Genomic DNA, 17,052 nt, shown 5'->3' with positions numbered 1-17,052 from the left:
GCGCGGGACGCGGGACGCAAAGGGCCCTGCCGCGAGGCCGGCTGCGGATCCGTGCGCTGGCGCCTCGGCGCGCCGCCCGTGCCCGGCGTCCTTCCCGCCATCGGCTACCGTCGCTCCGGCTGGGCGGATGCGGCTTCGCGCTTGGCGGCGCGCACCTTCGCGAGCGCGGAAAGGGCGTAGTAGACCGTGGTGAGGAGCGCGAGCACGAGCCCCGCGTACACGAACCAGATGCCCCACGAGTACGGGCCCGCCGCGAGGCCCGGCAGCCAGGCGGCGTCCACCACGCCGAGGCCGTTTAGCAGCGGCCAGTTCAGCAGCAGGCCGGCGAAGCCCACGAACAGGAGCGTGGTGGCCACCTTGCCCGCGTAGACCACCGCCACGCGAACGCGGTAGCGCTTGAGCAGCACCGCGCCGCCCACGAGCAGGGCCAGGTCGCGTATCAGCACCACGAGGATGATCCACAACGGCAGCCGTCCCACCAGGAACAGGCCGGCCACGCCCGCTATCATGAGGATGCGGTCGACGGCCGGGTCCAGAAGCTGCCCGAGCCTCGACACGGCGTGCGTGCGCCGGGCGATCTGCCCGTCGACCCAATCCGTGCCCGCGGCCAGCGCGAACAGGAACGTGGCCATAAGGTCGTAGCCGTTGAACAGCAGCACGAGGAATATGGGCACGAGGCACAGCCGGATGAGCGATATTATGTTCGGCACGGTGAAGATGCGGTCGCTCGCCTCTTCCCTGCCCTTCCGACCTCCGGTCTCACGCGCTTCTTTGCCTGCCATCGTCCTCTTCTCCCGCCGCCTGCCAATGGGCCGTCCGCCCTGCGCGGTGCCGCCGGCCAAGAGGTCGCAGCAGCCTCCCCACGCAAAGACCGGGCTCGAAGCCCGGTCCCTTGCCTATCGGCGTTTATTCTAGCAGTTTTGCACGCGCCCGCCGGCGCGCCCACGCATCCTTCGCAGTTTTTTAAGACTGCCCCGCAGCCGCCTTCGCGTGCTCGGGCACCTCGAACACGTCGGAGCGCTTCTCGGTGGCGGGAGGCGTGTAGGTGGGCTCCATGGCCAGGCACTGCTTCGGGCACTCGCGCACGCACGTGCCGCACTGCACGCAGCGGAAGCGGTTGATGGACCACGTGCGGGCCGGCTTGTCCACCGTGATGGCGTCGCAGGGGCAGCGCTTCATGCAGATGCCGCACAGGATGCACGCGTCCACGTTGTTGGTCACGTGGCCCTTGAGGCCCGGCGGAGGCGTCTTCTGCTCGGCAGGGTACTGGATGGTCTCCGGCTTGCCGAACAGCGACTTCAGCGTCATCTTTCCCAGTTTGAACGATCCCATTCCCGCCTACCTTTCCGTGCAGCTGATGCAGGGGTCGATGGTCAGCACGATCATGTTGACGTCGGCCAGGTCGCATCCGGCCAGCGCCGTGGCCATGCCGGCCAGGTTCTGCGACGTGGGCGTGCGCATGCGCATGCGCTCCAGGTACTTCGACCCGTTGCCGCGCGCGTAGTAGTAGCACTCGCCGCGCGGCTGCTCCACCAGGTTGGCCGCCTCGGCCCCCGGCGCGGGCGAGCCCTTCACGTCCACCGCGATGTCGCCGGCGGGGATCTTCGCGATCATCTCCTCGATGATGTCGATGGACTGCAGCACCTCCAGCGCGCGCACCTTCACGCGGGCGTAGCAGTCGCCCTGGGTGTCGAGCACGGGCTGGAAGTCGGCGAGCTTGCCGTAGCCGCCGTTGCCCAGGCAGCGCACGTCGTTGTTCACGTTGGACGCGCGGGCGAAGGGGCCCACCATGCTCAGGGAGAACGCGTCTTCCGGGCTGATGTAGCCGATGCCCACGGTGCGGTTCTTGACCGAGGTGTCCTTGAGGAACGCGTTGCACAGCTGGCGGTAGTCGTCCTTTATGCCGTCCAGCACGCGCTTCATCTCGGCGAGCATGCCCTCGTCGATGTCGCGCACGACGCCGCCCACCTTCACCACCGAGAAGATGACGCGCCCGCCGGTGGTCTTCTCGAAGATGTCGAGCACCCGCTCGCGCAGGCGCCAGCAGTGCATGAACAGGCTCTCGTAGCCGAACGCGTCGGCGGCCAGGCCCATCCACAGCACGTGGGAGTGGACACGGGACAGCTCGTGCCAGATGACGCGCAGGTACTCGGCGCGCTCGGGGATCTCCACGCCCATGAGCTTCTCCACCGTCTCGGCGTAGCCCATGGAGTGGCCGAAGGCGCAGATGCCGCAGATGCGCTCGGCCACGTAGATGAACTGGTTGTAGTCGCGCGTCTCGACGAGCTTCTCGAGCCCGCGGTGGATGAAGCCGATCTGCGGCACGGCCTCGATGACGGTCTCGTCCTCCACCACCAGGTCGAGGTGCAGGGGCTCGGGCAGCACCGGGTGCTGCGGGCCGAACGGGATGACGGTCGCCTTCCCCATGCTACTCACCTTCCTTCCCGGCCTCGGCGGCCGCCTTCTTGGCCTTCGCGGCGATGGCCGCGCGCACGCGGGCGACCTTCTCGGGGTCCATGCCGGCCAGCTTCGTCTCCAGATCGTCGTCCTCGGGCGGCGCGATGTAGCCGCGCTCGCCGGGGGCGGGGGCGGCGTCGGGGTGCGTCTCCACGTAGGCGGCGTTCGCCGCGGCCGCCTTGGCGGCCTTCTCCTTCGCAGCCTTGGCGGCGGCCACCTTCTTGGCCTTCTCGCGCGCGGCCTTCTGCTCCGGCGATATGATGGTCATGGGCTCTTTCTGCGCCAGCGCGTAGAAGTTGCCGCCGAAGTCGATGGCGATGCCCTGCACGTCCACGCCGAACAGGTCGTGCGTCTCGTTCTCGAACACGAACGCCTCGAGGAACCGGTCGGTGATGCTGGGCACCGTCGTGCCCTTCTGGACGCCCTTGATCTCGTGGTTCTCCAGCAGGTTGTCCTTCATGAACGAGTAGACCAGGTCGATGCCGTCCTCGGTGTTCACGGCGAGCAGCTGCACGAACCGCCAGCCGCCGTCCTTCTTGGCGGCCGCCAGTGCCGGCAGCTCCTCGACGGTCAGCGGGACGAACGTCGTCTCAAGCGCCATGTCACGCTCCCTTCTTCTGAGCCTGCAGGGCCTTCGATTTCTCTTCCAGTATGCCAAGGCCCTGCACGACCGCGTCGATGATGGCCTCGGGGCGCACGGCGCAGCCGGGCGCGTACACGTCAACGGGTATGGCCTGGTCCACGCCGCCTATCACGTTGTAGCAGTCGTGGAAGATGCCGGCCGAGCACGCGCAGATGCCGCACGCGATGACGACCTTGGGCTCGACCATCTGGTTGTAGATCTCCTGCACCACCTTGATGTTGCGCTCGTTCACGCTGCCGGTGACCAGGAAGATGTCGGCGTGCTTGGGGTTGCCCGTGTTGATGATGCCGAAGCGCTCCACGTCGTAGCCGGGGCACAGCGCCGCCAGCACCTCGATGTCGCAGCCGTTGCAGCTCGAGCCGTCGTAGTGGATGACCCACGGTGATTTCGTTGCGAACGTCATTGGTTCCGCGCCTCCTTACAGGTACGCCAGGACGGCGATGTTGACGAAGCCCGCCACGAACGCCACGGCCCAGGCCGACGAGAGCATGGCCTGCCATTTCACGCGGGCGAAGTTGTTGTCGATCCAGATCTCCAGGAAGTACACGAGCACGACCACGGCGATGGCCAGCACGATGGAGAGCGGGTTGCCCCACACGAAGAACAGGCCGACCCAACCCAGGAACAGCACGTTCTCGCACCAGTGCATGATCTCCACCTTCGCGAGCGTCTTGCCGCTCATCTCGGTGGTGATGCCCTTGACGAGCTCCTGGTGGGCGTGGTGGGAGTACGAAAGGTCGAACGGCGACTTGCGCAGCTTGATGGTGAGCACGAACAGCAGGCCCAGGAACACGAGCCAGATGCTCGTGACCACGGGCGCGTCGAGGGCGAAGACGCCCGCCGAGTCGAACGTGCCGGCAGCCATGTAGAACGCCACGGCCATGAACAGCACCATGGGTTCGTAGGACATGACCTGCAGCGTCTCGCGGTTCGCGCCGAGCTCCGCGTAGGGGCTGCGCGTGGAGTACGCGGCGATGATGAAGAACAGGCCCGCGAGCGTGATGACGAACACGCTCATGAGCAGGTTGCCGCCCGAGTAGAAGATGCCTCCAGCCAGCAGCGTGAACACGAGCGCGCACGTGATGTAGGTTCCCTCGCTGGAGTTGACGGAGACGTTGTCCTTCTCGATGAGCTTGCGCACATCGTAGTACGGCTGCAGCAGCGGCGGGCCCACGCGGCCCTGCATGCGCGCCGTGATCTTGCGGTCGAGGCCGGCCAGGAGGCAGCCCAGCACCGGTGCCGCGATGGCGAAGGCGAGGGTGCCGATGAGAGCGAAGAGCAGGGACATTTCAGATCACACCCTTTCCTAGAACAGGCCCGGCAGCGTGACAGCCGAGAAACCGAACGCGACGATGATGACGAGGGCGCAGGCCACCGTGCCCACGGGGTTGATGCGCTTCTCCCCGAAGATGCCGTCCAGGTACATGTTGCGGGACGTGGCGGCCGACTCGCCCGACAGCGAGTTGCGGTAGACGCGCGCCTCGTTGTCGGCGCTCACGCCGGCGAGGTACACCTCGGCCTTCTTGGCCTTGCCGCGCCCGAGTCCCGCGAACAGCACGATGGCGATAAGCGCTGCGGCGATGGAGGCGATCCACAGGTTCGTGGAGGCGATGTCCTGGCCGAGCACGCCGAACACGCTGTACACGTAGGGCTCGACGACAAGCTGCGAGATGATGGGCAGGCACACGCAGCCCACGACCACGAGCACGGCCATGATGACGATGGCGGTCCACTCGCTCTTGTGCACGGTCACCTCCACGTTCTCGGGCCGGCCGGCGATGCCGGAGAGCTTGCCCAGCCACTTGGCCCAGAACATGAACGTGGCGGCCGAGCCGAAGGCCAGGAGCAGGATGAGGGCGACCTGGCCCGTGTCCACGAACGAAACGAGCGTGGCCCACTTCGCCACCAGCATGCCGAACGGTGCGATGAACATGCACATGATACCCAGCATCATGAAGCGTGCAAGCCGCGGCATGCGATCGAACAGAAGGTCCATATCCTCGATATCGCGGCTGCCGATGTGGTGCTCGGCCGTGCCGACGCACAGGAACAGCAGCGACTTCGCGATGGCATGGAACAGGATGAGGAACGCGGCGGCCCAGACGGCCTCCGGGGTTCCGACGCCCGCGCAGGCCGTGATGAGGCCGAGGTTCGCGATCGTGGAGTACGCGAGCACGCGCTTGGCGTTGCTCTGCGAGATGGCCATGAACGAGCACAGCGCGAACGTGATGCCGCCCACGAGCACGACCATCACCGACGGCACGGGGCACACCAGGAACACGGGCGCCAGCTTCACCAGCAGGAACACGCCGGCCTTGACCATGGTGGACGAGTGGAGCAGCGCCGAGGTGGGCGTGGGCGCCACCATGGCGCCGAGCAGCCACGTGTGGAACGGCATCTGCGCGGCCTTCGTGAGGCCCGCGAACGCCAGCGCGCACACCGGCAGCACCACGAGCGCCGGGTTCTGGACGCCGATCTGCAGGAACTCGAGGAACGACAGCGTGCCCAGCTGGATGGCGCTCAGGTAGAGCGCCGCCAGGAAGCCGAGGCCGCCCAGCAGGTTCATGATGATCTGGCGGAAGGCGTTCTTGATGGCCTCCTCGGTGCGCGTGTAGGCGATGAGGAGGAACGAGCAGACCGTCGTGACCTCCCAGCCCGTGAACATCCACACCATGTTGTTCGAGAACACGATCAGGAACATGGCGGACAGGAACACGAACATGAGCGCGAAGAACACGGGGCGGCGGTCCTTGGCCCCCTCCGGCTCGTGGGCCTGGAAGTCCTCCATGTAGCCGAGCGCGTACACGCAGATGCCGGAGCCGATGACGCCGATGATGAACGCCATGAGCAGCGACAGCGAGTCGAGGTACAGCGCCTCGGTCACGTCGATGGAGTGGGCGAAGCCGAACTCGAACACGAGCGAGCCCACCACCTGGATCACGGCGAGCACGCAGGCGAGCACGTTCTTGTAGCGGATGCCGTAATACAGGATAGCAGCCGCCACGAGCACGCTCACCGCCGTGCTGGCGTAGTCGATGAGGGGCGATTCGAAGTCGAACGTTACCCAGGGAGCCCCCAGGTAGGTGGCCACCAACCAGATGGAGGCCAGGCCGATGACGAGCGCCGAGGCGCCCACAATCGCGCTTCTCGCCCGGTTGTTGCGCACGACCAAAAGCACGGCGGCAACGACCAGCGGGAAAAGGATTAAGAACCCGAGCAGAGCCACGTCGTATCCCTTCACTTGTGTCGGTTGATGGAAAGCTTGCAGAATGCGGCAGGGAAACCTGAACCCCCGTGCAAGCGATGACCGAACTTTAGCAAACCTGGGCATCCCCGGCCCCAGCGCTTCCCCATCGGAGCGTATTATCCGGCGAAAGGAGAGCGCCACGGTTGTATTATGGATGCATTGGGTATTCGTATCGCCGGGCAGTGGCAGGTTTGCCGTCGCGAGCGGTTTTTAACGGCGGTAACGGCTTTTCAACAGGCCGTATACCGCAGGGCGGCGCAATGCGCGCGCCCGCCCTCCCCGGCACGCAGAAACGCCCCGCATGGCATGCGGGGCGCGCTTTCGGGCATGCTTTCGGCCGGACCCTACCTCATCTTGACGACCGGTTTGATGGTCTTGCCGGTTCGGGAATCCTCGAACGCCTGGTTGATGTTCTCGAAGTCATAGAACTCCACCAGCTTGTCGAAGGGGAAGCGGCCCTGGCGGTAGTACTCTACCAGCTCGGGGATGAACAGCTGGGGCACGGTGTCGCCCTCTATGACGCCCGTCACCGTTTTCCCCTCGGCCATGACCTCGCCGAACATATCGACGGTCATCTCGGGCGTGATGCCCACGATGGCCACCGTGCCCAGCGGGCGCAGCGCCGCCAGGCTCTGGTGGACGACCGCGGGGACGCCGGTCGTCTCGACCGCGAAATGGGTACCCGACGAGCCTGTCGCCTTCCTGACCTCCTCCACCACGTCCACCTCGCTGCCGTTGAGCGCGTAGTCGGCGCCCAGCTCGCGCGCCAGCTCGAGGCGCCTCTCGTGCACGTCGACCGCGATGACGGTCCTGCATCCCGCGATCTTCGCCGCCATGACGGCGCTAAGCCCCACCGCGCCGCAACCGTACACGGCGATCGTGGAGCCGAACGAGGGCTTGAGGCGGACGAGCACCGTCCCGCTGCCCGTCTGGATGCCGCAACCCAGAGGGCCGAGCAGCTCCAGCTCCACGTTGTCGGGGACCTTCACCACGTTGCGCTCGTCGGCGACGGCGTAGGTGGCGAACGAGGACTGCCCGAAGAACGTGGCCACCGGCCTCCCGTCCTGCTCCAGGCGCTCGATGCCCTCGGAGCCGAAATTCAGGTCGTTCATCTTCTCGCACGTGGGGGGATGGGCGGACAGGCAGTTCTCGCAATGGCCGCACGAGGAGTACGAGAGCACCACGTGGTCTCCCGGCCCGACCGTCTTCACGTTCGCGCCCGCCCGCTCGACGATGCCGGCCCCCTCGTGCCCGAGGACGATCGGATAGGGCACGATGCCGTTGTCCCGGGCGACGGCATCCGTATGGCAGACGCCCGTCGCCACCACCCTCACCAGAACCTCGTTGGAGCGGGGTTCTGCCAGCTCGACTTCCCCGATCTCGAATTCCTCGCCCATGCCGTGGGTAACGGCGGCCTCGATCTTCATGGTGCGCTCCTCCTTCGTGCTCCTCGGTAGCCTTGCGCACCATGCTAGGCTCCGCGTCGAGCGCAGACGCGGCCGCACCGCCAACTGGCGGTATCGCCCATCCCTGCGGACGCGCGCGGCGGCGGGCGGCGAGGGAGCTGCGGCGGGCGGAGGCTCCCTTAGGAGGCTACGGGCGCTTCAAGGGCCTCGCGCGCCTCCAGCTTGCGCAGGCGGCGCCACTCCGCCGCCAGGAAGGCCACCACGAGCAGCGTGGACGTGATGTCCGAGATCGAGGGCGCGAAGAACAGGCTCTGCAGCGGCGTCCAGGGAAGCACGAGCGGCAGTACGTGGGGGCTCGCCAAGAGCAGCGGGATGAAGAACAGTATCTGGCGCGTGAGCGTGAGCAGCGTCGCCTTGAGCGCCTGCCCGGTGGCGTCGAAGTAGTTCGACCCGATGAGCGCCACGGGAAGGATGGGTATGAACACGAGGTAGGCGATGAGCGCCCACGCCGTGGCGTCCAGGTAGGCCTCCGGCAGGCTGAACAGGTGCGCGTACATATCGGGCAGGAAGAGCACGGTGAGCCACAGGGGCGTGGTGATGGCGATGCCCAGGAGGATGCCCTGCCCCAGCGTGCGCTTCATGCGCCCGAACTTCCGCGCGCCGTAGTTGTAGCCGATGATGGGCTGCGCGCCCATGGCGATGCCCATGGACGGCATGATGGTGAACATGCCCACGGCCGAGAGCACGCGCATGACCGCGAGCGCGCCGTCCGAGCCGAGGGGGTCGGAGGCGCCGTAGAACAGCAGCAGGTTGTTCATGATCATGTTCGACACCGCGAAGCCCAGCTCCATGACCGAGGGGGCCACGCCGAGCGCGCAGATGCGCAGCGCCACGCGCCACTTGATGCCGAGGGCCTCGCGGCGCAGCGGCATGGGCGAGCCCTTCTTCAGGAAGAACTGCATGACGAAGGCGGCCGAGAGCGCCCACGAGCATACGGTGGCGAGCCCCGCGCCCGTCATGCCGCCGTCGAGCACGATGATGAACAGGTAGCCGAGCACGATGTTCGCGCCCGTGCCCACGAGCATGGAGCCGAGCGCGCGGTTGGGGTGGCCCGCCGTGCGGATGAAGTTGTTCATGCCGAACGCCACGAACTGCAAGGGACAGCCCGCGATGATGACCGTCATGAAGGCGCGCGCGTGCGGCAGCACCGCGTCGTCGGCGCCCGAGGCGCGCAGGATGGGGTCGAGCGCCGCGAGGCCGACGATCCAGGCGACGACGCCCGCGCCCACGAGCAGCACGAAGCTGTTGCCCAGCACGCGCTCGGCCACGCGCTTCTTCCGCTCGCCCAGCTTGATGGCCGCGAGCGCGTTGCCGCCCACGCCCACGAGCATGGCCACGGCCACCATGAACGTCATGGCGGGGTTCGCCACCGTCGTGGCCGCCAGGCCGTTCTCCCCCACCGCGGCGCCCACGTACACGGCGTCGATGACGTTGTAGAGCGTCTGCACGAGCACGCCGAACACGGCCGGGATGGAGAATTCCAGCAGCAGCTTGAGCGTGCTGGCGGTGCCCATGCGGTCGATCTTCGCGTCGCCGGCGCGCTGCTGGTCCGTGCGCGCGACGGGCACGGCCACCTCGAGGTCGCCGGTGTCGAGCACCGGGCGGCGCTCGAACGGCTCCTGGGCGGCTATTTGGGCCGACAGCGACGTATCCTCGGCTTCGCCGCCGACGCGGGAGGCGCCCTCTCCCCCGCCTCGCGGCGTTCCCTTCTTCTCCTCCATCGTGCTACCCCGTTGCATGAACGCAGGCGACCTCGAGCCCTGCCCGCCTCGCGGACGGTGCGGTTTTCTCGATCGCGGAATTTCCCGGGTTGTCCCGGCAGACTGGACAGGCGGCGGAGCTTCCCTCTCGGGGCTCGACGCCGCGCCGGCTCGGGTCATCCCGAACAGAGGCCAGTATACGGGAGCCCGGAAGCGGCGGCAAGCCCGCCCGTGCGGGCAAATGCGGGCGCTTGCGAGGCCCTGCTTGCCAGCCGGCCGGTTGACGGGAACGCGACGGGCGCTCCCCCGGTTTTTCCGAAAATTCGCGCTATGCTGTCAGGAAAGCCGTCCCTGGATCGTATTGAAGGTGAAGCGACGTTGCTCGAACATCCCCGGCGGCAGCCGGGCAAGAGAGGGAAAAGCCACGGATGGGGACAAGAAGAGCAAGCGAGGTGGAGGCCGAGCGGCTGGTCGAGGCCTACGCGGACCTCATACTGCGGCTGAGCTACACCTACCTGAAGTCCACGCACGACGCGGAGGACGTCTGCCAGACGGTGCTGCTCAAGCTCATGGGGGCCCGCACGAGGTTCGAGGGACCCGAGCACGAGAAGGCCTGGGTCGTCCGCACGACGGCGAACGCCTGCAAGGACGCGCTGCGCAGCGGGTTCAGGAGGCACACGGTTGGGCTGGAGGCGGCGCCCGATGCCGCAGTCCCCGACGAGCCCGACAGCGGGGTCGTGGACGCCGTCATGGCGCTGCCGGCGAAGTACCGCGAGGCCATCTACCTCCATTATTACGAAGGGTACTCGATCCGGGAGATCTCGGAGCTCACCGGACGGAGCGAGTCGGCCGTCAGCGCCCATCTGAGCCGCGGCCGCGGCAAGCTCCGCACTATGTTGGAAGGAGCCTATTGTGGACAGGGAGTATAACGAGGCCATGGACGACCTGAGATTCTCGCCCGCCGCGAAGGAGCGCATGGCGGCGCGCCTGGCTGCGGCGCAGGAGCAGGCGCGGGCGGTGCGCCCGCAACCGGATGTGCACGCAGCGCGCGGCGGCAAGCGGCGCTGGCGCTTCGCGGCGGCAGCGGCGGCCACGGTGGTTCTGGCAGTAGGCCTGGCAGGGGGTGCGTACGCCTCCGGCGCGCTCATGGGCGTGGGCAACGTCATGGACGACCTGTTCGGCGGCCCACCCGCCCAGACCGAGGTCGTGGGCAAGATAGGGCGCCCCCTCGGCGCGAGCGCCACGTCGAACGGCGTCACCGTCACGGCCGAGGCCATCATCGGCGACCGGGCGAACTACACCATCGTGTTCAGCATCGCCAAGGACGACGGCACGCCGTTCGAGGGCGTCGAGGCCCTGGACAACGGTGCGCTGCCCCTCGGGTTCGGAGAGGCGGCCGGAGTCCACGTCGACGGGGTGACGACAAGCGGCGGAAGCAGCCACTTCTACGATGCCGACCCTTCCGACAACGTCATCCAGTACGTGGAGCAGATGTCCGTCACCTCGACCGGCGGCAGCATCATCGGGCATACGGCGCGCGCGAGCTTCCAGAACCTGTACCGGTACGGCGACGGCGGGCGCGAGGCCGTCGCCGAAGGCACCTGGGACATGAAGTTCGTCGTGGACTACGAGGACACCTCCGTCGACCTGCCGGCCGGGCAGCCGTTCGAGCTGAACGGCATGGGCGCCACGCTGGACAGCGCCAGCATCTCGCCGATCGCGCTCACGCTCGAGTACACGGCCGACGGCGCCATGGACTGGCTCGAGCAAGGATCCGGGCGCCTGTCCGAGCACAACGGCAGCGAGGTCGACCGCTTCCTCAACCCGTCCATCACGGTGAACATGAAGGACGGGACGGTTCTCGAAATCGATGCCTCGAAGCACAGCGGGGGAACCCGCGAGAACGGCAGCACGACCGCCTGCCATAAGAACATAGTGTTCGAAGAGTTCTTGAACACCGACGACGTGGCCTCCGTCACCATCGGCGGCACGGAGATAGCGCTGCCGTAGCCACTAAGCCGGAGGAGGCGCCGCAAGCCAAAGCAGCGGGGCCTCCTCCGGTTCGCCTAGGCGCTCTTCTTGGTGACGAAGTTGATGATGGCCAGCAGCACCACCGACCCGAGCAACGCCACCACGAACGACCATAGGTTGAACCCGGTGAAGCCCTCGGCCCCGAAGAAGCTCATGATGAACCCGCCGATGAGCGCGCCCACGATGCCCACGATGATGTTCTTCACCAAGCTGCCCTGCTCCTTCATGATCATGCCCGCGACCCAGCCGGCCAGGCCGCCGATGATGATCCACACGATAATGCTCATAGTTATGCTCCTTTCTGTGACCGACACCGTCCAGTGTAGGAGTTCGCGGGTCGGGCAGCCGATACTGGAAGCATCCCGTGCGCACGGCGTTTCCACGCTGTTTCGCGAAGATCCGCCCGCCGGCCGTCAGCGGCAGTCCAGGTACTCCAGGAAGCGTTGCGTGGCGAGCGAGGCCGCCTCGCGGCTGCGCAGGGCGAGTCCTATGGTGCGGTAGGCGGGCTCCTCCAACGGCCGCGCCGCGATGCGGTACGGCGCGCGCCGCAGGATGAGCCCAGGCAGGATGCTCACGCCCAGCCCGCATTCCACCATGGCCATGATGGCGTAGTCGTCCCAGGTGGTGAATCGCGTGCGCGGTGACAGGCCGTCGCGCTCGAACACCTCGGACACCACGGTGTTGTCGCCCTTCTCCAGCAGCAGGAACGGCTCCTCGCACAGCTCCGCCGCCGGCACGCGCTCCTGCTCGGCCAACGGGTGCCCCTCGGGGAGCACGGCCAGCAGCTCGTCGCGCTCGATGAACGCCGTCTCCAGGCCGCGGTGCGCAGGCAGGCGCAGGAAGCCGCAGTCCACGCGCCCCTCGAGCACCCACTCCTCGATCTCGCTGTAATCTCCCAGCAAAAGCTCGTAGTCGATGTTCGGGTAGTCCTCTTGGAACGCGCGGATGACGTTCGGCAGCCAATGGGTGGCCACGCTGGAGAACGTGCCGATGCGGATGAGGCCCGCCTGCAGCCCGTTCAGCTCGTCGACCTGGGCCTGCAGGCGCGCATGCTCCTCGCACACGCGTCGGATGCAGGGCAGGAGGCGCGTGCCCTCGGACGTGAGGCGCACGCCGGCCCGCCCGCGCTCGAGCAAGGCGACTTTCCACTCCCGCTCCAGGTCGGCCACCATGCGGCTCACGCCCGACTGGGAATACGACAGCGACTCGGCCGCCTTGGTGAAGCTTCCCAGCTCAACCGTCCTCACGAACGCCTGGTACTTCTGGATGCTCGCGTCCACCGCCGTCCTCTCTTTCCGCCTCCGTGGGCCATCGTTTCCCTTTTGCATGCGATTTTATCATGCTTATTATGATAAACATTCGCTTTTGTGCTGTTTGATTCTGTGACACACTGTCGCCCGGCAGTTTCTCGCACCTTATGCGGGTAGGCGGCGTGTCAAGGAAAGAAGGACGAAGGTGGCACGGGATTACGGGAAGTACGTAGGGGCTCTGCTCCTGTTCGGCAGCAACGGCATCGTGGCGAGCGGCATCGCCTTGCCCAGCTCCTCGGTCGTGCTGCTGCGCACGTTGCTGGGAAGCCTGCTGCTGGTCGTGCTGCTGCTTGCCGCGAAGCGCCGCGTCACGTTCCACCGGCACCTCGGCGACTTGGGCTGCCTTGCCGCATCCGGCGCCGCGCTGGGCGCCAGCTGGCTCTTCCTGTTCGAGGCGTATCGCCATCTGGGCGTGGGCACCGCCTCGCTCGTGTACTACTGCGGCCCCATCATCGTGGCCGCCCTGTCGCCGTGGCTGTTCGGCGAGCGGCTGACCCGTGCGAAGCTCGCCGGGTTCGGCCTCGTGCTGGTTGGCGTGCTGCTGGTGAACGGCCGCGCGCTCGGCGAGGGCGCATCGGGATGGGGGCTGTTCTGCGGCGGGATGTCGGCCGTCATGTACGCAGCGATGGTCGTGTTAGCGAAGAAGGTGCGCCACGTGGAGGGGCTGGAGAGCTCTGCCGTGCAGCTCGTGTCCAGCTTCGCGGCCGTTGCGCTGTTCGTCGGCGCAACCGGGGGGACCTCGCTGCAGATAGGCCCGGTCGACTGGGCGCCCCTCCTGGTGCTGGGCCTGGTGAACACCGGATTCGGCTGCTTCGTGTACTTCTCCGCCATGGGCAAGCTGCCGGCGCAGACGGTGTCGGTGTGCGGCTACCTGGAGCCGCTCGCGGCCGTCGTGCTGTCCGCGTTGCTCTTGGACGAGGCCTTCTCCCCTGCTCAGGCGATAGGCGTGGTGCTCGTCATAGGCGGCGCCGTGTACGCCGAGTGCGGCGCGAGGCTGCACCTGCCCCACGTCCGTCGCGCTCGCGGCGCGGAAGCGGCGCTGTAGGGCCAGGCGTTTCGGCTTCGCCCCAAGCGCCTGGCGTGAAGCCCGCGCAAGCACGAAAAAGCCGCCCGAAGGCGGCTTTCGAGTTTCTGGTCGGGTTGACAGGATTTGAACCTGCGACCCCTTGACCCCCAGTCAAGTGCGCTACCAAACTGCGCCACAACCCGTTATGCGTCTTGGGGTTTGCATCGTTTCCCCGTCAGACAGCTTGAACATATTACCGTTACTCGCCGGGTATTTCAAGATGGAATTTATCATCTTCCCCGAATCTTTTTCAATTGCAGGTGATCTTGGGTGCAACGCCCGCCGACGGGCCGATCGTGTGGATAGCGTGTGCAAGGGGCTTTCCGCCCAACCCCGACCGAAAAGCCCGCGGATGCGCGTACACTGGTTGACGCGGCATGTTGCCGCACGTTGTTGGCAGCGATTTGGTTTCGGCCGCGCTGCCCGTTAAGTGCCCTGCGGGGCAGAAAGCTAGGTTTGCATGTCTACTGGTACAGTCAAATGGTTCAACGCCGACAAAGGCTACGGTTTCATCTCTCAGGACGGCGGCGATGACCTGTTCGTCCACTTCAGCGAGATCCAGACCGACGGGTTCAAGACCCTCGAGGAGAACGCCCACGTCGAGTTCACCGTCGCGGTCGGCAACAACGGCAAGAGCCAGGCTACGATGGTGCACACCATCTAGTTCGCCGAACTTCCGAACTGCCCGGGGCCGCCTACCGGCCCCGATTCGAGAAAGCCCCTCCGCCCTTTCGGGCCGAGGGGCTTTCTTGCTTTTACAGGAAGGACCAGCTGAAAGATCAGGCTCGGCTTACGGCAGGAACGAGGCGGCCACGTCGAGGATGCGGTCGGCCAGCCGGTCCTTGGACATGAGGGGAAGGCCGTAAGTCTCCTCGGCGGTGACGAACCACACCTCGTTGTCGTCGGTGCCGAAGGCGCGGCCCCCTCCCACGACGTTTCCCACGACAAGATCGGCATGCTTGGAAGAGAGCTTCCGCTGGGCATTGGCCACCACGTCGTCCGTCTCGGCGGCGAAGCCCACCACCACCTGGCCGGGACGCTTGGCGGCGCCGAGCGTGGCCAGGATATCGGGGTTCTCCACGAGCTCGAGGGTATCGAGCCTCGCATCTCCTGCGCCCTTCTTCAACTTGTGCGCCGCAGCCTCGCGCGGCCGCATGTCGGCCACGGCAGCCGAGAACACGGCGATATCGGCTGCCGCAAACGCCCTTTGGGCCGCAGACAGCATCTCGCGCGCCGTCTCCACGTGCACCGTGCGCATGCCCTCGGGCTCCGGGAGCGCCACCGGGCCGGACACGAGCGTGACGTCGGCCCCGCGGGCCGCAGCCGCCCGTGCGATGGCGTAGCCGGTCTTGCCCGACGAGCGGTTCGTGAGGTAGCGCACCGGATCGATGGGCTCCACGGTGGGCCCAGCCGTGACCATGACGCGGCGCCCGGCCAGGTCGCGGCGCATATCCAGCTCCTCGAGCACGGCGGCCACGATGTCGGCCGGCTCGGCCAGACGGCCCCGTCCCACGTCGCCGCAGGCCAGATAGCCGTCGCCGGCCTCCACGATGCGCGCGCCGCGGATGTGAAGCTTGCCCAGGTTGTAGCGCGTCGCCGGGTTCTCGTACATGTTCACGTTCATGGCGGGCGCGACCACGAGCGGGCACGTGCAGGCGAGCGCCGTGGTGGTGAGCAGGTCGTCGGCCAAGCCGTTCGCTATCTTGGCAATGACGTTCGCCGTGCAGGGCGCGATGACGAAGCAGTCGGCCTCCTGCGCAAGCGACACGTGGTGTATGGGGTCTGACGGGTCGTCGAACAAGCCCACGGCCACCGGCTCGCGCGTGAGCGCACGGAACGTCGTGGGTCCCACGAACTCGGCGGCATGCTCGGTCATGACCACCTTCGCCCTCACGCCGGCCTTCTGCAGGAGGCGCACGATCTCGCAGGACTTGTAGGCCGCGATGCAGCCCGTCACGCCCACGAGCACCGTCTTCCGCGGCGCCGGAGCCGCGGCGCCTTCTTCCCTGGCCATCATCGGCCTCCTTCCACATGGGGGCGAAGCACGTCGGCGAGCACCCTCACGTGCGCGCGGCTGCGGTCGAGGCAGGGCACGTACGTGAAAGCGCCTTCGCGCGGCTCGCGGCCCGCCTTCCTGATCTGTTCGAAATAGAACGGCTTCAGCTCGTGCTCGATGTCGTAGAGCGTCTCGAGGCAGTCCACGGCGAAGTTCGGGCACACGAAGAACACGCGGCCCACGTCTGCCTCGGCCCAGCGCGCCAGGACGTCGCGCGTGAACGGCGAGAGCCATTCGCGCCCCTTGTCGAAACGGCACTGGTAGCCGATGGTCCACCGGTTGCGCTCGATGCCCAGCTCGCCCGCTATCTGGAGGCTCGAGGCACCCGACTGCAGCTCGTAGGTGTCGCCCGCCTCGATGTCGACGAGCGGGATGGAATGGTACGAGAACAGCACCTTGTCGTCAGAGTCGGGATCGAAGCCGGCGTGCCTGACCGAGGCGGCGATGGCGCGCACGTAGGTGGGGTCGTCGTGGTAGTTGTCCACGAAGTCGCAGGGCACGTCCCACCGCTCCTTGCGCAGCGCGCGGCCCACGCCGTCCGATACCGAGCCGGTGGTGGAGTGCGCGCTCTGCGGGTACAGCGGCAGCACGACGAGGCGCGTGCAGCCGGCCTCCTTCAGCTCGCGCACGGCGTCGCGCACGAACGGGGCGCTGTAGCTCATGGCGCAGCGCACGACGGCGTCGTGGCCCTCCTCGGCCAGCTGCGCGTCCAGGGCGCGGGCGAGCTTCATGTGGGCGACCGTGAAAGGAGACCCCTCCTCGGTCCAGATCCTCGCGTACTTCTCCGCCGAGGCGCGCCCGCGCTTGGGCAGGATGAACAGGTGGAGGACGAACCACCAGCCCACGCGGTTCATGGGGGCGATGCGCGGGTCCATGAGGAAGCGCGCGAGGTACTTGCGCACGGCGCGCGGTCGCGGCTCGTCCGGCGTGCCGGTGTTCACCAGGAGAATGCCGGTGCGGTCCCCTTCTTGCACGATGTCGATCCCCTTCCCGGCCTGCGCGCATCGCCGAGGCGAAACGGTGCCCGTCCAACTTGAGAAATCTGCTATAGTTTAGCCCTATCGGCCCCTCGAGGA

17 protein-coding genes and 1 tRNA gene are annotated in these 17,052 nt (G+C 67.0%); 4 read left to right on the top strand and 14 right to left on the bottom strand.

The window, feature by feature from the left end; translation table 11 throughout:
• Positions 1-104 precede the first annotated feature (104 nt).
• The 9 genes from BN3560_RS14085 to BN3560_RS14045 all read right to left on the bottom strand — a co-directional run bounded on the left by BN3560_RS14085 (position 105) and on the right by BN3560_RS14045 (position 9,534).
• On the bottom strand, positions 105-782 hold the full coding sequence (locus BN3560_RS14085) for a CDP-alcohol phosphatidyltransferase family protein (protein WP_087189807.1): 678 nt from the start codon (positions 780-782) through the stop codon (positions 105-107).
• 181 nt (positions 783-963) lie between these two features.
• Positions 964-1,332 (bottom strand): 4Fe-4S binding protein, encoded by a 369-nt coding sequence (locus BN3560_RS14080; protein ID WP_087189808.1) that lies wholly within the window; start codon positions 1,330-1,332, stop codon positions 964-966.
• A gap of 6 nt (positions 1,333-1,338) precedes the next feature.
• Positions 1,339-2,427, bottom strand: a complete 1,089-nt coding sequence (locus BN3560_RS14075; RefSeq protein WP_087189809.1) for a hydrogenase large subunit — start codon at positions 2,425-2,427, stop codon at positions 1,339-1,341.
• 1 nt (position 2,428) lies between these two features.
• On the bottom strand, positions 2,429-3,058 hold the full coding sequence (locus BN3560_RS14070; protein WP_087189810.1) for an NADH-quinone oxidoreductase subunit C: 630 nt from the start codon (positions 3,056-3,058) through the stop codon (positions 2,429-2,431).
• Position 3,059: 1 nt separating this feature from the next.
• Entirely contained in the window at positions 3,060-3,503 is a 444-nt protein-coding gene (locus tag BN3560_RS14065) for an NADH-quinone oxidoreductase subunit B family protein (RefSeq protein ID WP_087189811.1), read from the bottom strand.
• Positions 3,504-3,518: 15 nt separating this feature from the next.
• Positions 3,519-4,388, bottom strand: a complete 870-nt coding sequence (locus tag BN3560_RS14060; protein ID WP_096228520.1) for an NADH-quinone oxidoreductase subunit H — start codon at positions 4,386-4,388, stop codon at positions 3,519-3,521.
• 18 nt (positions 4,389-4,406) lie between these two features.
• A complete protein-coding gene (locus BN3560_RS14055) occupies positions 4,407-6,326 on the bottom strand; it encodes an NADH-quinone oxidoreductase subunit 5 family protein (RefSeq protein ID WP_096228519.1) in 1,920 nt (639 codons plus the stop codon).
• 365 nt (positions 6,327-6,691) lie between these two features.
• Positions 6,692-7,774 carry an NAD(P)-dependent alcohol dehydrogenase gene (locus tag BN3560_RS14050; protein ID WP_096228518.1) on the bottom strand — a complete coding sequence of 361 codons (1,083 nt, stop codon included), beginning with the start codon at positions 7,772-7,774 and terminating at the stop codon, positions 6,692-6,694.
• A 158-nt stretch (positions 7,775-7,932) separates the two neighbouring features.
• A complete protein-coding gene (locus BN3560_RS14045) occupies positions 7,933-9,534 on the bottom strand; it encodes an MATE family efflux transporter (RefSeq protein WP_172623294.1) in 1,602 nt (533 codons plus the stop codon).
• Between the two features lie 407 nt (positions 9,535-9,941).
• Here BN3560_RS14045 and BN3560_RS14040 point away from each other — a divergent pair, with 407 nt between their 5' ends.
• Complete coding sequence (locus BN3560_RS14040; protein WP_087189813.1) at positions 9,942-10,442, top strand: RNA polymerase sigma factor; 501 nt, start codon at positions 9,942-9,944, stop codon at positions 10,440-10,442.
• Entirely contained in the window at positions 10,426-11,523 is a 1,098-nt protein-coding gene (locus tag BN3560_RS14035) for a DUF4179 domain-containing protein (RefSeq protein ID WP_096228517.1), read from the top strand. The genes BN3560_RS14040 and BN3560_RS14035 overlap by 17 nt, the downstream gene beginning before the upstream one ends.
• Before the next feature lie 56 nt (positions 11,524-11,579).
• Here the strand turns inward: BN3560_RS14035 and BN3560_RS14030 are convergent, their stop codons facing one another.
• Both BN3560_RS14030 and BN3560_RS14025 read right to left on the bottom strand, forming a co-directional pair.
• Positions 11,580-11,831, bottom strand: a complete 252-nt coding sequence (locus BN3560_RS14030; protein WP_015538797.1) for a GlsB/YeaQ/YmgE family stress response membrane protein — start codon at positions 11,829-11,831, stop codon at positions 11,580-11,582.
• A 126-nt stretch (positions 11,832-11,957) separates the two neighbouring features.
• Positions 11,958-12,824 carry a LysR family transcriptional regulator gene (locus BN3560_RS14025; RefSeq protein WP_087189815.1) on the bottom strand — a complete coding sequence of 289 codons (867 nt, stop codon included), beginning with the start codon at positions 12,822-12,824 and terminating at the stop codon, positions 11,958-11,960.
• 175 nt (positions 12,825-12,999) lie between these two features.
• Between BN3560_RS14025 and BN3560_RS14020 the strand changes: the two genes are divergently transcribed.
• Positions 13,000-13,899, top strand: a complete 900-nt coding sequence (locus tag BN3560_RS14020; protein ID WP_096228516.1) for a DMT family transporter — start codon at positions 13,000-13,002, stop codon at positions 13,897-13,899.
• Positions 13,900-13,986: 87 nt separating this feature from the next.
• Here the strand turns inward: BN3560_RS14020 and BN3560_RS14015 are convergent.
• Positions 13,987-14,063: transfer RNA gene (locus tag BN3560_RS14015), tRNA-Pro, on the bottom strand.
• A 317-nt stretch (positions 14,064-14,380) separates the two neighbouring features.
• Here BN3560_RS14015 and BN3560_RS14010 point away from each other — a divergent pair.
• A complete protein-coding gene (locus BN3560_RS14010; RefSeq protein ID WP_015538799.1) occupies positions 14,381-14,584 on the top strand; it encodes a cold-shock protein in 204 nt (67 codons plus the stop codon).
• 126 nt (positions 14,585-14,710) lie between these two features.
• On the opposite strand, the gene coaBC is transcribed toward BN3560_RS14010, so the two are convergent.
• Both coaBC and hemH read right to left on the bottom strand, forming a co-directional pair.
• Positions 14,711-15,937 carry a bifunctional phosphopantothenoylcysteine decarboxylase/phosphopantothenate--cysteine ligase CoaBC gene (gene coaBC / locus BN3560_RS14005; RefSeq protein WP_087189817.1) on the bottom strand — a complete coding sequence of 409 codons (1,227 nt, stop codon included), beginning with the start codon at positions 15,935-15,937 and terminating at the stop codon, positions 14,711-14,713.
• Positions 15,934-16,950, bottom strand: a complete 1,017-nt coding sequence (gene hemH, locus BN3560_RS14000; RefSeq protein WP_224767871.1) for a ferrochelatase — start codon at positions 16,948-16,950, stop codon at positions 15,934-15,936. The genes coaBC and hemH overlap by 4 nt, the downstream gene beginning before the upstream one ends.
• Positions 16,951-17,052 lie beyond the last annotated feature (102 nt).

Origin of the sequence: Gordonibacter urolithinfaciens, assembly GCF_900199375.1 — a bacterium.
Lineage (GTDB): Bacteria > Actinomycetota > Coriobacteriia > Coriobacteriales > Eggerthellaceae > Gordonibacter > Gordonibacter urolithinfaciens.
The sequence above is the reverse complement of the archived record's forward strand: the minus strand, read 5'-3'. Positions and strand labels throughout refer to the sequence as shown.

Excerpts from the sequence above, each read along its gene's own strand:
- BN3560_RS14075 (WP_087189809.1), bottom strand. The coding sequence starts at position 2,427 with ATGGGGAAGGCGACCGTCATCCCGTTCGGCCCGCAGCACCCGGTGCTG.
- BN3560_RS14010 (WP_015538799.1), top strand. The coding sequence starts at position 14,381 with ATGTCTACTGGTACAGTCAAATGGTTCAACGCCGACAAAGGCTACGGT.
- BN3560_RS14065 (WP_087189811.1), bottom strand. The coding sequence starts at position 3,503 with ATGACGTTCGCAACGAAATCACCGTGGGTCATCCACTACGACGGCTCG.
- BN3560_RS14060 (WP_096228520.1), bottom strand. The coding sequence starts at position 4,388 with ATGTCCCTGCTCTTCGCTCTCATCGGCACCCTCGCCTTCGCCATCGCG.
- BN3560_RS14080 (WP_087189808.1), bottom strand. The coding sequence starts at position 1,332 with ATGGGATCGTTCAAACTGGGAAAGATGACGCTGAAGTCGCTGTTCGGC.
- BN3560_RS14070 (WP_087189810.1), bottom strand. The coding sequence starts at position 3,058 with ATGGCGCTTGAGACGACGTTCGTCCCGCTGACCGTCGAGGAGCTGCCG.
- BN3560_RS14085 (WP_087189807.1), bottom strand. The coding sequence starts at position 782 with ATGGCAGGCAAAGAAGCGCGTGAGACCGGAGGTCGGAAGGGCAGGGAA.
- BN3560_RS14045 (WP_172623294.1), bottom strand. The coding sequence starts at position 9,534 with ATGGAGGAGAAGAAGGGAACGCCGCGAGGCGGGGGAGAGGGCGCCTCC.
- BN3560_RS14050 (WP_096228518.1), bottom strand. The coding sequence starts at position 7,774 with ATGAAGATCGAGGCCGCCGTTACCCACGGCATGGGCGAGGAATTCGAG.
- coaBC (WP_087189817.1), bottom strand. The coding sequence starts at position 15,937 with ATGATGGCCAGGGAAGAAGGCGCCGCGGCTCCGGCGCCGCGGAAGACG.
- BN3560_RS14030 (WP_015538797.1), bottom strand. The coding sequence starts at position 11,831 with ATGAGCATTATCGTGTGGATCATCATCGGCGGCCTGGCCGGCTGGGTC.
- BN3560_RS14040 (WP_087189813.1), top strand. The coding sequence starts at position 9,942 with ATGGGGACAAGAAGAGCAAGCGAGGTGGAGGCCGAGCGGCTGGTCGAG.